Source organism: Actinophytocola sp. NPDC049390 (genome assembly GCF_044466355.1).
GTDB lineage: Bacteria > Actinomycetota > Actinomycetes > Mycobacteriales > Pseudonocardiaceae > Actinophytocola.
The window spans coordinates 153,483-166,394 of sequence record NZ_JBITMQ010000014.1 but is presented as its reverse complement, the minus strand read 5'-3'; the positions used below and the strand labels follow the sequence as shown (position 1 = coordinate 166,394).

General features: G+C 71.9%; 12 protein-coding genes. 4 read left to right on the top strand and 8 right to left on the bottom strand.

Annotation, left to right across the window (positions count from 1 at the left end):
• Positions 1-68: 68 nt before the first annotated feature.
• Positions 69-1,100: a DNA recombination protein RmuC gene (locus ACIBVP_RS34085; protein ID WP_396110667.1), complete on the bottom strand. Its 1,032-nt coding sequence runs from the start codon at positions 1,098-1,100 to the stop codon at positions 69-71.
• 1 nt (position 1,101) lies between these two features.
• On the opposite strand from ACIBVP_RS34085, the gene ACIBVP_RS34080 reads away from it, so the two are divergent.
• The 3 genes from ACIBVP_RS34080 to ACIBVP_RS34070 all read left to right on the top strand — a co-directional run bounded on the left by ACIBVP_RS34080 (position 1,102) and on the right by ACIBVP_RS34070 (position 6,490).
• On the top strand, positions 1,102-1,749 hold the full coding sequence (locus tag ACIBVP_RS34080; RefSeq protein WP_396110550.1) for a class I SAM-dependent methyltransferase: 648 nt from the start codon (positions 1,102-1,104) through the stop codon (positions 1,747-1,749).
• Between the two features lie 78 nt (positions 1,750-1,827).
• Complete coding sequence (locus ACIBVP_RS34075) at positions 1,828-3,012, top strand: exonuclease SbcCD subunit D (protein WP_396110549.1); 1,185 nt, start codon at positions 1,828-1,830, stop codon at positions 3,010-3,012.
• Between the two features lie 100 nt (positions 3,013-3,112).
• On the top strand, positions 3,113-6,490 hold the full coding sequence (locus ACIBVP_RS34070; RefSeq protein WP_396110548.1) for an AAA family ATPase: 3,378 nt from the start codon (positions 3,113-3,115) through the stop codon (positions 6,488-6,490).
• A 6-nt stretch (positions 6,491-6,496) separates the two neighbouring features.
• On the opposite strand, the gene ACIBVP_RS34065 is transcribed toward ACIBVP_RS34070, so the two are convergent.
• From ACIBVP_RS34065 to ACIBVP_RS34055, 3 genes are read right to left on the bottom strand one after another with little or no spacing between them, the layout of a single operon-like run.
• Positions 6,497-6,943: a hypothetical protein gene (locus tag ACIBVP_RS34065; protein WP_396110547.1), complete on the bottom strand. Its 447-nt coding sequence runs from the start codon at positions 6,941-6,943 to the stop codon at positions 6,497-6,499.
• On the bottom strand, positions 6,940-8,310 hold the full coding sequence (locus ACIBVP_RS34060; protein WP_396110546.1) for an ATP-binding protein: 1,371 nt from the start codon (positions 8,308-8,310) through the stop codon (positions 6,940-6,942). The genes ACIBVP_RS34065 and ACIBVP_RS34060 overlap by 4 nt, the downstream gene beginning before the upstream one ends.
• On the bottom strand, positions 8,307-8,978 hold the full coding sequence (locus tag ACIBVP_RS34055; protein ID WP_396110545.1) for a response regulator: 672 nt from the start codon (positions 8,976-8,978) through the stop codon (positions 8,307-8,309). Before ACIBVP_RS34055 ends, ACIBVP_RS34060 begins: the two co-directional genes overlap by 4 nt.
• 112 nt (positions 8,979-9,090) lie before the next feature.
• Between ACIBVP_RS34055 and ACIBVP_RS34050 the strand changes: the two genes are divergently transcribed.
• Positions 9,091-9,642: a D-alanyl-D-alanine carboxypeptidase gene (locus ACIBVP_RS34050; protein ID WP_396110544.1), complete on the top strand. Its 552-nt coding sequence runs from the start codon at positions 9,091-9,093 to the stop codon at positions 9,640-9,642.
• On the opposite strand, the gene ACIBVP_RS34045 is transcribed toward ACIBVP_RS34050, so the two are convergent.
• The 4 genes from ACIBVP_RS34045 to ACIBVP_RS34030 form a co-directional block, all read right to left on the bottom strand.
• Positions 9,593-10,150 (bottom strand): nucleoside/nucleotide kinase family protein, encoded by a 558-nt coding sequence (locus ACIBVP_RS34045; protein WP_396110666.1) that lies wholly within the window; start codon positions 10,148-10,150, stop codon positions 9,593-9,595. The genes ACIBVP_RS34050 and ACIBVP_RS34045 overlap by 50 nt on opposite strands.
• A gap of 47 nt (positions 10,151-10,197) precedes the next feature.
• Positions 10,198-11,031 (bottom strand): PfkB family carbohydrate kinase, encoded by an 834-nt coding sequence (locus ACIBVP_RS34040; protein WP_396110665.1) that lies wholly within the window; start codon positions 11,029-11,031, stop codon positions 10,198-10,200.
• Between the two features lie 109 nt (positions 11,032-11,140).
• A complete protein-coding gene (locus ACIBVP_RS34035) occupies positions 11,141-11,947 on the bottom strand; it encodes an ATP-binding cassette domain-containing protein (protein WP_396110543.1) in 807 nt (268 codons plus the stop codon).
• A complete protein-coding gene (locus ACIBVP_RS34030) occupies positions 11,944-12,912 on the bottom strand; it encodes an ABC transporter permease (protein ID WP_396110541.1) in 969 nt (322 codons plus the stop codon). Before ACIBVP_RS34030 ends, ACIBVP_RS34035 begins: the two co-directional genes overlap by 4 nt.

Here is a 12,912-nt window from a genome sequence, read left to right as displayed (position 1 = left end):
ACCGGGACACAGTCGATCACTGTCCGCTGCCGCTGCCCGCGAGCAGCGCCTTATTGAGTTGTGGGTGGTCAACGGTCCAACGGCACCTCCACATCGGACAATTCGTCGTACCGCTCACCGGGTGCTGCGTCACGGGCGGTAGGCGACGGGTTCGTGACCACTTCGTCGGACCGCCGCACCGCGGGCAGCGGCGCCGGGCTGGCCGCGGCCTCGGTCAGCGGCGCGACCGCGGCCGCGAACTGGTTCAGCGCGTCCAGCTCACGTCGCCGTGCCTGCACGAACCGTTGCAGGTGCGTGCTCGACACGTTCACCGCGTCCACCGCGCTCTCCGCCGCCCGGTGCGCGGCGAGCGCCTGCCCGCGCAGCGCGTCGATGTCGGCGGCCAGCACCCGTTCGCTCGCGGCGAGCATCGCAGCGGACGCGATCACCGCGAACCCGGTCGGCCCGCACACGAACACCCGCCGGTCCAGCAGCCACCGCAACAGGTCGGGATCGGTGTCCAGCGCCGCGACCACCGCCGCGTCCGACGGAACGAACATGATCGTGCCGTAGATCGCGTCCGCCCACCGCTGATAGCCCTTGCCCGCCAGTTCGGTCGCCCTGGACCGGATGTTGCGCACGTGCACCCGCAACGCGTCCGCGCGCTCCTCCGGATCGTCCGTCTCGACCGCCTCCAGCCAGCAGGCGATCGTCATCTTGGCGTCGACCGGCACGAGCCTGCCGTCGCCGACCGACAGCAGCATGTCCGGCCGAACGGACCCACCGCCGGCCACATCGGTCTGCAACGTGAAGTGCAGCCCCTCACGCAGACCGAGCGATCGCGCGGTCTCCACGAGCACCTGTTCGCCGAGTTCACCGCGGCCGCTGATCGACGCGAACATCACCTCGTAGCGACGTAAGGCAGCGGCGTGCGCGTCGGACCGGTCGCGCTCCTCGCGCACGGCCAGCACGGCGTCGTCCAGCCTGCGCTGGCTGTCGTTGTACAGCCGCCGGAACAGCGCCGCCCCGCCGACGAGGAGGAGCAACAACACGAATGCGACGGTGCCGAACACCGCTTCCACTGACGTCCCCTTTCCTGGGCTCGGTCCGGTGGAATGCATCATGAACCAGACCACCGACAATTTTGGGGAGGGTGTCGTGGCGGACTGGAACAGTGACTCGTTCGAGGATCTGTACGCCTCGGTGGGCGGCGATCTGGATCAGGTCCCGTGGGCACGGCTCGGCCCGCACCCGATGCTCGTGGAGTGGCTGGACCGCCGCACGATCGCGCCTGGCAGCCGCGCGCTGGTGGTCGCGTGCGGGCTCGGCGACGACGCGGAGGAGCTGAGCGGGCGCGGCTGTGAGGTCACTGCGTTCGACCTGTCCGAGACGGCGATCGGCTGGTGCCGACGCCGCTTCCCGGCGTCCTCGGTGCACTACCAGGTCGCTGATCTGCTGGAACTGCCCGAAGAATGGGCACACCGGTACGACATCGTCGTCGAGATCAACACGATCCAGTCGATCTCACCGGACCTCCGCGACCGGACCGTGCGGGCGATCGCGGACACGGTCGCACCGGGCGGCGCGCTGTTCGTCCGCTGCCTCGGCAGAGCGGACGACGAGTCCGTCGCCTCGCGGCCGTGGCCGGTCAGCCGGAAGGATCTGGCGGTGTTCGAACAGGAGGGCCTGCGGGAGGCGGAGTTCGCCGAGGACTTCCCCGAACCGGGCCGGCATCGCTGGTTCCGCCTGGCCTACGAACGAATTTTCTGACGATTTTCCTGGGGGCTTCACTCGTTCGAGTGGCGCGCCTCCCGCTTTTTGTCGGTGCCTCCGCCTAACTTTGCCCCCATGCGAGTGCTGCACACCTCCGACTGGCACGTGGGACGGATGTTCCACGGCCGGGATCTGCTCGCCGACCAGGAGTCCGTACTGAGTGGGCTCGCGGACCTGGTCGTCGACGAGCGGGTCGATGTCGTCGTGGTGTCCGGCGATCTCTACGACCGCGCGGTGCCGTCCGGTGAGGCGGTCTCGGTCTGCACCCGGGTGCTCGACCGGATCCGACAGGCCGGCGCGCGGCTGGTGATCACGCCGGGGAACCATGATTCGGCACCACGGCTCGGTGCGTTCGCGGAGTTCGCCGCGGCAGGCGGGCTACACCTGCGTACCCGGGTGGCTGAACTCGACCGTCCAGTGGTGCTGGAGGACAGGCATGGACCCGTTGCCTTGTACGGGATCCCCTACCTGGAGCCGGAGCCTGCGCGGCACTCGCTGGGCATCGATGCGGCTGGGCATGCCGGTGTGCTGACGGAGGCGATGCGGCGGGTGCGCGCCGACCTCGTCTCACGCGGCGCCGGCGTGCGGTCCATCGTGCTCGCCCACGCGTTCGTCACCGGCGGCGCCCCGAGCGCGTCGGAACGGACGATCTCCGTCGGCGGCGTCGAACAGGTACCGGGCGCGGTATTCGACGGCGTCGACTACGTGGCGCTCGGCCACCTCCACGGGCCCCAACGGCTGGCCGAGCACCTGCGTTACTCCGGCAGTCCGCTGGCGTACTCGTTCTCCGAAGCACGGCACCGCAAAGCCGTGTGGTTGGTGGACCTGGACGCGGGCGGGCTCGCCGGGGTCGAGCGGCGGGACCTGCCGGTCCCGCGTGCCCTCGCCACGGTCACGGGAAACCTCGACGAGTTGCTCACCGCTGACGAACACGAGCGGCTCGTCGACTGCTACCTGTCGGTGGAGCTGACCGACAGAGTGCGGCCGACGGACGCGTTGCGCCGCCTGCAGAAGCGGTTTCCCCATGCCGTGCACGTGGACTGGCGACCGGTCAGCGGGTCGCTTGCCACCCCACTGCGCTACGCCACGACCGTGCGGGACCGGTCGGACCACGACGTGGCGTGCGACTTCGTCACCGACTGCCGGGGTGCGGAGCCCACCGAGAGCGAGCGCGCGCTCCTGCGTGAGGCTTTCGCGGCGGTGGCGAACGACGAGCGCGCGGAACTCGCGCGGCAGCGCGGGAGCAGGGAGGCCGCATGACCGAACCCTGTTTACCGCGGGCCGCCGGCGGCCGGCGCCGAGCATGCGCGGCGCCGTCCCCCGGCAGGCACCCGCTCACCGCTGACGTGAGCGGAGACCGGTGAGGCTGCACCGGCTGGAGCTGACCGCGTTCGGGCCGTATGCCGGTAGTGAGGTGGTGGACTTCGACCGGCTCGGCTCGGACGGGCTGTTCCTGCTGCACGGCGACACGGGCGCGGGCAAGACGACGTTGCTGGACGCGGTGGCGTTCGCCCTGTTCGGCGCCGTGCCCGGAGTACGCGACCAGGCGAAGCGGTTGCGGTGTGACTACGCGGAACCGGACGTGGTCACCGAAGTGCGGCTCGAGCTGAGCCTGGGCGGGCACCGGCTGCGGCTGGTCCGGAGTCCTGAGTACCTGCGTGCCAAGAAACGAGGTGATGGCACCACAAAACAACATGCGAAGGCGTCGCTGACGTGGATCGGTGCCGCGCCGAACGGGCACGCGCCGGACGGGCTCACCCGTATCGACGAGGTCGGCCGGACGATCGAGCGGCTGCTCGGGATGAGCAAGGACCAGTTCTTCCAGGTGGTTCTGCTGCCGCAGGGCGAGTTCGCGCGTTTCCTGTGCGCGGACACGGCCGAGCGGGAGAAGCTGCTGGAGAAGCTGTTCGGCACACAGCATTTCGCGTTGGTCGAGCAGTGGTTCCGGGATCGACGCGCGGACCGTCACCGCGCGCTGGACGCGGGACGGCTGCAGTGCGTGCAGTTGGTCGCACGGCTGGCTCAGGTGGTCGGTATCGAGCCGCCGACCGATGACACGGTGGACGAGGCGTGGCTTTCGTCGCTGGTCGCGGCGGCGGAGACGGACGCGGAGGAAGCCGTTTCGCGTGAGCTGGCCGCGGCGGTCGCACGCGATCAGGCCGAGGCGGAGCTGCTGGCCCGGCGGGAGCTGGCCGAGCGAGTACGGCGCAAGGCCACCGCGGAGGCGGAGCTTGCCGTGCTGGCGGCGGAGGCCGAGACGCGGGCGTCGTGGGCCGCGGAGTTGGCGGCTGCCCGCCAGGCGGCACCGGTGGTGACGGCTCACCGCGAGCTGGCCCGGATGGAGGCACGCGCCCGCGCGGGCGAGGAGAAGGTCACCGCGCTGGCCGCTGAGGTGCCCACTGCCGAGGAGTTGCGGAGCCTCGTCCCCGACTACAGCACCGGAGACGAGGCGGCCGGGCCCGCCACGCTCGGCCCTCCGGGATTCGGCAGCTCAACCGACGACGGCCGCACGGTCAGCGCCGGTTCGGCGAGCAGCGCCGGTTCGGCGAGCATGGGCTTCGCAGCAGGCATGGACCGCAGGGCGGCCATCGGCGGTTGGATCGGTGCGGCCGGTTCCGCTGGCGCTGGTGATTCAGCCGACGGGGCTGACGCCTCTCCCGGCACCTATGCCTCTGGAGGCGCCGATGCTTCGGCGCGCGGTGGCTCAACGGACAACCGTGGCTCGGTCGACAACGGCGGCTCCGCTGGTACCGACGGCTTGCCAGGCTTCGCGGGCTCTGTTGGCGCGCGGGGTGACGGCGATGTGCCCGATGCTGGTGACGTCGCGAGTGCCGGTGGTTCCGTGGCGGACGGGACGCGGTGGTGGGCCGGGGCGTTGCGGGAGGTTGCCGGGGCGCTGGCTGGGCTTGTCGACGAGGCGCGGCAACAAGGAGCGGACCAGAAGCGCGTCGAGGAGTTGCGGTGGTTGGAGGACCAGGCTGCTGAGGTTGTCGCCTCTTGTGACAGGCGGGTTTCCGTTCTTCCCGCGGAGCTTGCCGATGCTCGCGAGGCGCTCGCCGAGGCGGCGCGTGCCGTGGCGGAACTGCCCGCGCTCGTCGCCGCGCGGGAAGAGTTGACCGCGCTCGTGCGGGACGCGGAGCAGGTGCCGGTGGCTCGGCGGGTCGTTGCCGAGCGTGCGGCGGCCGCCCAGGCCGCGGTCGAGGCTCATCTCGCCGCCCGGGAGTCCACATTGGACATCCGGGAGCGGCGGTTGGCGGGGATGGCTGCCGAGTTGGCCGGTGAACTCGCCGATGGTGAGCACTGCCCCGTTTGTGGTTCCGTCGAGCATCCGGTGCCGGCTGTCGGGGTGGCCAGTTCCGTGACCGCCGCTGATGAGCGGGAGGCTGTTCGGGTCGAGCAGGAGGCCGATGCCGGTCGCCAGGACGCCGGGCGGCGGCTGGCTGCTGCCGAGCAGGGGCTTGCCACCCTGCTCGATCGGCTTCGGGGGCGGGACGCCGATGCGCTTGGCGAGGCGCTTCGCGCTGCCGTCGAGGCGCACGAGCACGCCGTTCGGGTCGCCGGTGAGCATCGTGGGCTTCGGGACCGCGTGGGTCGGCTCGAGGTGGAGGCTGACGAGGTGCTCGGCCGGTTGCGGAACGCCGAGAAGGAGGTGACCGGGTACTCGCGCGAGCGGGACGCGTTGGTGGAGCGCATGGATGAGCGGGCCGAGCGGTTGACCTCCGCTCGTGGTGGGTTCCGGGACGTGGGGGCTCGGCGGCTGCACCTGCTCGGTGTGGCCGCGCGGTTGGAGGAGCTTGCCTCGGCGCACGGGGAGCTGGCCGCGGCCCGGGTCCGGGTCAGCGAGCAGCGGACCGCGGTTCGTGAGGTGCTTGCCGCTGCCGGGTTTGCCGACGTCTCCTCGGCGCTTGCCGCTGGGCGGGCGGACGCCGACGGGCTCGAGCGGCGGCTCGCGGACGCCGCCGCTCGTGAGGCCGGGGTTCGGCGCGTGCTGGACGAGCCGGACCTCGCGGGTGTCGACGCGGCCCTCCGGGTTGACGTCGGCGGGGCGGCCGACGCCTACTCCGTCGCGCGGGCGGACATGGAGACCGCGGTGGCGGCATCTCGGGGGGCTCGGCAGCGGGTCGCCGACGTCGGTGAGTTGGCTTCCCGGTTGCGGAGCGCCTGGGCGGAGTTGCGGCCCGCGCTTGCCGAGTTCGCCGAGTTGTCCGAGCTGACCGACGTCGTCAACGGGCGGGGGCAGAACGCTCGGAAGATGTCGCTCCGGGCGTACGTGCTCGCGGCCCGGCTGGAGGAGGTCGCCGTCGCCGCGACCGTTCGGTTGCAGCGGATGAGCGACGGGCGGTTCTCGTTCGTGCACACCGATGTCGCCGGGCCGCGGGGCGTGCGGGGTGGGCTCGGGCTCGACGTGCTCGACGCCTACTCCGGGCACGCACGGCCGGCGAAGACCCTGTCCGGTGGGGAGACGTTCCTCGCCTCGCTCGCGTTGGCGCTCGGGTTGGCCGACGTCGTCGCCGCCGAGACCGGTGGGGCCCTGCTGGACACCTTGTTCGTCGACGAGGGGTTCGGGTTGCTGGACGCCAACACCCTCGACGAGGTCATGGACACGCTCGACGAGTTGCGGGCCGGTGGGCGGGTCGTCGGATTGGTGTCGCATGTGGAGGAGTTGCGGCACCGCATCCCCACCCGGCTGAAGGTGCACAAGTCGCGCACCGGGTCGCGGGTCGAGTTGATCGGCTGACGCCCGTCAGGCGTCGAACGGGCACGTCCGCGGGAGCAGCGTCTCGTCGGGGTCGGACAGGATGACCTGGGTGGTCGGGGGCCAGTGCGGGGGGATCACCGTGCACACCAGTTGGGACTGTGCCAGCGGGGACAGGTACTTGATCGGGGACGAGACGTGGACCGTGATGGTGTTCTCGCCGACGTCCACGGTGATCGGGGACGCGGACGACGGGACCTCGGTGGTCAGGCCCTCCGCCAGCTCCTCGGGTGTCGGGCCTTTCGCCAGTAGCTCCAGCGGGTTCACCTGCACCGGCGGGCGGAGAACTCGGGTCAGGGTGGTTCCGTGCAGGAAGTACAGCACCGTCCGTTCCGTCACCTCCTCCGTCGGCGCCGGGCCGCCCTCGATCGGGACGCTCGGGCGGACGCCGCAGGCGGTCAGTGCCAGCAACAGCAGTAGCGGCAACCGTTTCATCGTGTCCGGTCCCTTGGCAGTGTCAGGGTGAAGACCGCGCCTCCGGCGTTGGCCGCGGTCAGGGTGCCGCCGTGCAGGTGGGCGTTCTCCCTCGCGATGGCCAGGCCGAGGCCGCTGCCCGGCGACCTGGTTCGCGCCGTGTCGGCCTTGTAGAAACGGTCGAACACGTGCGGCAGCACCGCCGGCGGTAGGCCCGTGCCGGCGTCGGTGACCTGGATCGTCAGCCACTGCTCGTTCGCCGTCAACGACACCCGCACCGGCTCCGCGCCGTGGGTCAGGGCGTTGCCCACCAGGTTCGCGACGATGACGTCCAGCCGGCGCGCGTCGAGCCGTGCCGTGATGCCTTCGGGGAGCGCGGTCTCCACCTCGGTGAGCCAGCCTCGGGTGTCGAGCGTCGACGTGATCGCCGCCGCGACGTCCACCTCGTCCGTCACCAGGGTCGCACGCCCCGAGTCGAACCTCGTGATCTCGATCAGGTCGTTCACCAGCCTGGTCAGGTTCTTCGTCTCCTGGCTGACCAGCCGTGCCGCCTGTGCCGTGTCCGGCGGCAGCGTCTCCGCTTCCTCGTCGAGCACGTCCGTGACCGCGGTCATCGCGGCCAGTGGGGTGCGCAGCTCGTGGGACACGTCCGCCACGAAACGGCGGGCCTCCGACTCCATGCGCCGCAGCTCGCCGACGTGGTGTTGCAGTGCCCGCGCCGTGTCGTTGAACGTCACGGACACGCCGGCCAGCTCGTCCCCGCCGCGGACCGTCGACCGCGCGGTCAGGTCACCCGCGCCCAGCCGCCACGCCGCCCGGCGCAGCTCACGCACCGGGCCCAGCACGCCTTCCGCCGCCAGGAAGGCGAGGAGCACCGCCGCGACCAGTGCGCCGAGGCTCACCAGCCACGCGCGGGCCGCCATGCCGTCGATGCTCGCCTCTTCCGGGCCGAGGCTCGTCAGCGAGTACACCTCCAGCTCGGTGCCGCCGATCGCGGTGCCGATGATCAGTACCGGGTCGCCGTCCAGGTCGACGCGCTGCCACGCCACGTGCCCACCGGCGACGGCGCTGCGCAGCTCCGGCGGGACCAGCCGGGGGCGCAGGTCGCCCTGCCACCGGTCGCCGTACACGGCGGCGGCCGTGTCGACCCGGTTCGACAGCTCGGCCGCGAGCAACCTCAGCTGCACGTCCGTCGGCGGCAGGGTGCGCAACGGCAGCCGCGCCTCCAGGCCGGCGAGCATCGATGACACGGCCGCGTCCTGGGACCGCTGAAGGATCTCCTTCCGCGCCTGCACGTACATGGCGCCCGACACCCCGGCGGCCGTCACCACCACCAGCGCCAGGAACGCGACGAACAGCCGCGCCCGCAGTCCCCACCAGCGCCTCACAGCGGGCCGAACCGGTACCCGAACCCGCGGACGGTCTGCACGTACCTCGGGTTCGCCGGGTCGTCCTCGATCTTGGCGCGCAGGCGCTGCACACATGCGTCGACCAGTCGTGAGTCGCCGAGGAAACCGTGCTCCCACACCGATTCGAGCAGCTGCTGCCTGCTCAGCACCCGCCCCGGCGACGACGACAGCTCCAGCAGCAACCGCAGCTCGGTCGGCGCGAGCCGCACCGGCTCGCCCGCCTTGGTGACCACGAGCGCGGACCGGTCGACGGCGAGGTCGCCGTGGCGGTCGACGTCCGTCGCCTGGCTCTCCTTGGCCCGCCGCAGCACCGCGCGGATGCGTGCTTCCAGCACACGCGGCTGTACCGGCTTCACCACGTAGTCGTCCGCGCCCGCCTCCAGCCCCGCGACCACGTCCATGTCGTCGCTGCGGGCGGTCAGCATGATGATCGGCAGCTCCCCGGCGGCCCGGATGCGCCTGCACACCTCGAAGCCGTCCATTCCCGGCAGCATCAGGTCCAGCACGACCACGTCCGCGGCGGACAGCAGCGGCAGGCCCGACTCGCCGGTCGCCGCGGCGCGCACGGTGTGGCCCTGCCTGGTCAACGCGAGCGTCAGGCCGTCACGCACGGCCGCGTCGTCCTCGATCAACAGCACCCGGGGCATGACCACCACGATCGCAGCGCGCGGCCCGGCGCGCCTCCCCGGGGGCGAACTGTTACACGTTCATCGAATTCCCGTCGCTGCTCGCCGACGTGCGGTCGCCACCGTGGTCGTCATGAGACGAGATGCCCTGTTCGCCCGGCTCACGATGGTGCTCGCCCGGCTGCTGCTGCCCGTCGCGTGGCTCCGCCACGGGCGGCGAGCACGGCACGCCGCCGCCCAGTGGGCACTCGGGCTCCGTTTCCCGCACGAGGACCTGCGCGGTCTCGTGCCCGCCGCGCACACCGCGTTCACCGCCGCGCGCACCGAGGCGCTGTGGCGGGACCGGCAGCTCGTCGGGCTCACCTCCGGACACCGGAACGCCGCCGAGCAGTGGCGGATGTTCCTCACGGAGATCGCCAGCACCGGTTCCGAGGCGGCCGCGCGACGACGGGTGCTGCCGCCGGACGAGTCCCCGCACGTCGTCGGCATCGCGATGGACGTGCGTCCGGTCGAAGGCGCGCGGTGGCTCGAGGCACACGGGTGGCGGTTCGGGCTGTACCGCCGCTACGACAACGAATGGTGGCACTTCGAGTACTGGCCCGGCGGGCCGCCGCCGCGGCTGCCGCACCCCGGTGTCATGCGACCGCGCCCAGCACCAGGTCAGCGGAGCGTCGTGTGGCGTTGATCAGCACGGCGTTGCGTTCGTCTGAGCCCAGCGTGCGGTCGCGGGCCTCCTCGAGGGTGCGGCCGAACGCCCGGTGGCGGGCGATCAGCCGGTCCCGGCGCAGTGTCTCGTCCGGGGCCAGGAACCACGTCTCCGTCAGCAGCGTGCGGACCTCGTGCCACGGCGCCTCGTCCAGCAGCAGGTAGTTGCCTTCGGTGACGACGTACCGGTGCTCGGGCCGGACGGGCACCGCGCCCGCGATCGGTTCCTCGATCTCCCTGCGGAACTCCGGCGCGTACACGGTCTCGTCGCCGCGGTCGCGGATCCGGCGCAGCAGGTGCACGTAGCCGGCGGCGTCGAACGTGTCCGGGGCGCCCTTCCGCGCGGTCCTGCCGAGCCGTTCGAGTTCGACCTGTGCGAGGTGGTAGCCGTCCATGCCGACCAGCACCGCCTCCGCACCCAGCGCCGCCACCAGGCGTTCCGCCAGCGTCGACTTGCCCGCGCCGGGGGCGCCGCAGATGCCGATCATGACGCGGCCCGGCAGGCCGCGGACCCGCGCGACCAGGTCGGCGAGACTCACCACTCCGACATCGGTGTCACCCATGCCCGCGCTCCCTCGTGCCCGATCCGTACCGCGGCCGCGCGGTTCGCGTACTCGATCAACCCGGGCACGTCCGCGGCGTCCGGCACGCGGCCCAGCCGGGCCACCGCCAGCGTGAACGCGCCGTGCCACACGTCGCCCGCGCCCGCGGTGTCGCGGACGGTCACCGGTGGCACCGGCACGTCACCGCTCGCTCCGCCTGCCTGCCATGTCACCGGGTCCGGGCCGTGCGTCCGGACGACGACCGGGTTGTCCAGCGGCACCTGCGACGCGAACGCGGCCGAGCACGCGCACACGTCCACATAGGACAGCAGCTCGGCCAGCACCGGCTTCCAGCTGCCCGCGTCCAGCACCACCGGGATGCCGCGTGCCCTGGCGACGCGGGCCGCGTCGAGTGCCAGCGCGGGGTGGTGACCGTCGAGCAGCAGCGCGTCGGCGTCCGACAGGTCCGTGACCGGTGGTGCGGACACACCCGCCGCGTTGTGCGACACCACGGTCCGTTCGCCGTCGCGCGACCGCACCGACACCGCGCTCACCGCGGGCGGTGCGGTCCGGTCGGGCAGTGCGTCGGTCAGCTGGACCCCGCAGGCCGCCAGGTCTTCGGCGGCCAGGCGTGCCAGCGGGTGTGCGCCCAGCACGGTGGACAGCCGGGCCCGGCCGCCGAGCGCGGCGACCGCGACCGCCGCGTTCGCCGCCGGGCCGCCCGCCGCGACCTCGACCGACAGCGACTGCACCTTGTCGCCGGGTGCGGGCAGTTCCGGCACGCGTTGCACCAGGTCGACCGTGCACAGGCCGACCGCGACGACCAGGGTCACGAGCCCGCTCCCGCCCGGCGGGGCGGCCTCCGGCCCCCGGTCACCATTTTTCCAGGCGGTACCGACATTTTCGGCGGTACGGGACGTGGCCTGTGGACAAGTCTCACGAGCGACCCAGCCCGGTCGTCAGGCCGACCTCCTCGATCGTCCCGTCCTCGCCCATGCGCAGCGCGCCGGTCAGCAGGCCAACGACCGCGTTCATGGAGTGCGTCTTCGGCGACACCACCGCGACCCGCTTCCCGAGCCGGTGGACGTGGACGCGGTCGGCGATCTCGAACACGTGCGGCATGTTGTGGCTGATCAACACGACCGGCAGCCCGCGTTCGCGGATCCGGTCGATCAGCTCCAGCACCTTCGCCGACTCCTGCACACCGAGCGCCGCCGTCGGCTCGTCCATGATCACCACACGGGACCCGAACGCCGCCGCACGCGCCACCGCCACCGCCTGCCGCTGACCACCGGACAGCGTTTCCACCAGCTGTGTCATGGACTTCACGTCGATGCCCAGCTCGTCGAGCACACGCCGCGCGTCGTGGCGCATGCCCTTCGCGTCGAGGCGGCGGAACACCGCTCCGAGTGGACCGCGGCGACGCCGTTCCCTGCCGAGGAACAGGTTCGTGGCGATGTCGAGCGCGGGTGCGAGCGCGAGGTCCTGGTAGACGGTCTCGATGCCGTACCGGCGGGCGTCGAGCGGGCCGTGGAAACGCACCGGCCTGCCCTCGACGAGGATCTGCCCGGCGTCCGGGACCACCGCACCGGACAACGCCTTGATCAGCGTCGACTTGCCGGCCCCGTTGTCGCCGACGACGGCCAGCACCTCGCCGGCCTCCAGCTCGAAGTCGGCGCCGTCCATGGCGGTCACGCGGCCGTACCGCTTGACCAGGCCGTGCGCCTCCAGCACGGGTGTCATCGCTGCCTCCCCCGCGAGAACCGGTCGACGGCGACGGCCACGATCACCAGTGCACCGGTCGCGACGTCCTGGTACAGGTTGTCGATCCCGGCCTGTGTCAGCCCGGACCGCAGCACGGCCACGATCAACGCGCCGATCAACGTCCCGATCACGCTGCCGCGGCCGCCGAACAGGCTGGTGCCGCCGATGACGACCGCGGTGATCGAGTCGAGGTTGCCGAGCTGGAACGCGTTCGGGTCGGCGTTCGGCACGCGGCCGAGCGCCTGCCACGCCGCGAGCCCGTAACAGAGCCCGGCCACCAGGTACACCGACAGGACCGTGCGGCGGACGTGGATGCCGGACAGCCGCGCGGCCTCCGGATCGTTGCCGACGGCGTAGACGTGCTTGCCCCACGCGGTTTTCGTCAGCGCGTACCAGAGGCCGACGAACATGGCGAGCATGACCGCCATGCCGTAGGTGACCTCGATCTGCCCGAACAGGTACTGCGTGGTGCCGAGCCACCCGAGCGTCGAGTCGGTGACCGGGAAGCTCTGGCCCTGCGCGTAGAGACGGCTGGCCGCGGTGACGATCGTCAGCAGGCCGAGCGTCACGATGAACGGCGGCAGCCGCAACCCGGTGACGAGCCCGCCCGTGACCGCGCCGATCGCTGCCGCCGCGAGGATGCCGATGACCAGCGCGACCGGGGCGTCCGTGCCGTTGATCGTCATCTTCGCGATCAACAACGTCGAGAGCACGGCGATCGCCGCGTTGGCGAGGTCGATGCCCGCGGTGAGTATGACGAGCGTCTGGCCGAGCGCCAGCGTGCCGATCACCAGCGACTGCTGGACGACCAGCGACAGGTTGTCGACGTCGAGGAAGGTGTCGGTGGTCAGCCCGAACACGGCCACGGCGACCACGAGCGCGATCGCCGGGCCGATGGCGGGGGTGCGGAGGATCAGTTCGGACGGGGAAACCCGGGTCGTCAT

Excerpts from the sequence above, each read along its gene's own strand:
- ACIBVP_RS34085 (WP_396110667.1), bottom strand. The coding sequence starts at position 1,100 with ATGCATTCCACCGGACCGAGCCCAGGAAAGGGGACGTCAGTGGAAGCG.
- ACIBVP_RS34080 (WP_396110550.1), top strand. The coding sequence starts at position 1,102 with ATGAACCAGACCACCGACAATTTTGGGGAGGGTGTCGTGGCGGACTGG.
- ACIBVP_RS34075 (WP_396110549.1), top strand. The coding sequence starts at position 1,828 with ATGCGAGTGCTGCACACCTCCGACTGGCACGTGGGACGGATGTTCCAC.
- ACIBVP_RS34065 (WP_396110547.1), bottom strand. The coding sequence starts at position 6,943 with ATGAAACGGTTGCCGCTACTGCTGTTGCTGGCACTGACCGCCTGCGGC.
- ACIBVP_RS34055 (WP_396110545.1), bottom strand. The coding sequence starts at position 8,978 with ATGCCCCGGGTGCTGTTGATCGAGGACGACGCGGCCGTGCGTGACGGC.
- ACIBVP_RS34050 (WP_396110544.1), top strand. The coding sequence starts at position 9,091 with ATGAGACGAGATGCCCTGTTCGCCCGGCTCACGATGGTGCTCGCCCGG.
- ACIBVP_RS34045 (WP_396110666.1), bottom strand. The coding sequence starts at position 10,150 with ATGATCGGCATCTGCGGCGCCCCCGGCGCGGGCAAGTCGACGCTGGCG.
- ACIBVP_RS34035 (WP_396110543.1), bottom strand. The coding sequence starts at position 11,947 with ATGACACCCGTGCTGGAGGCGCACGGCCTGGTCAAGCGGTACGGCCGC.
- ACIBVP_RS34030 (WP_396110541.1), bottom strand. The coding sequence starts at position 12,912 with ATGACGACCCGGGTTTCCCCGTCCGAACTGATCCTCCGCACCCCCGCC.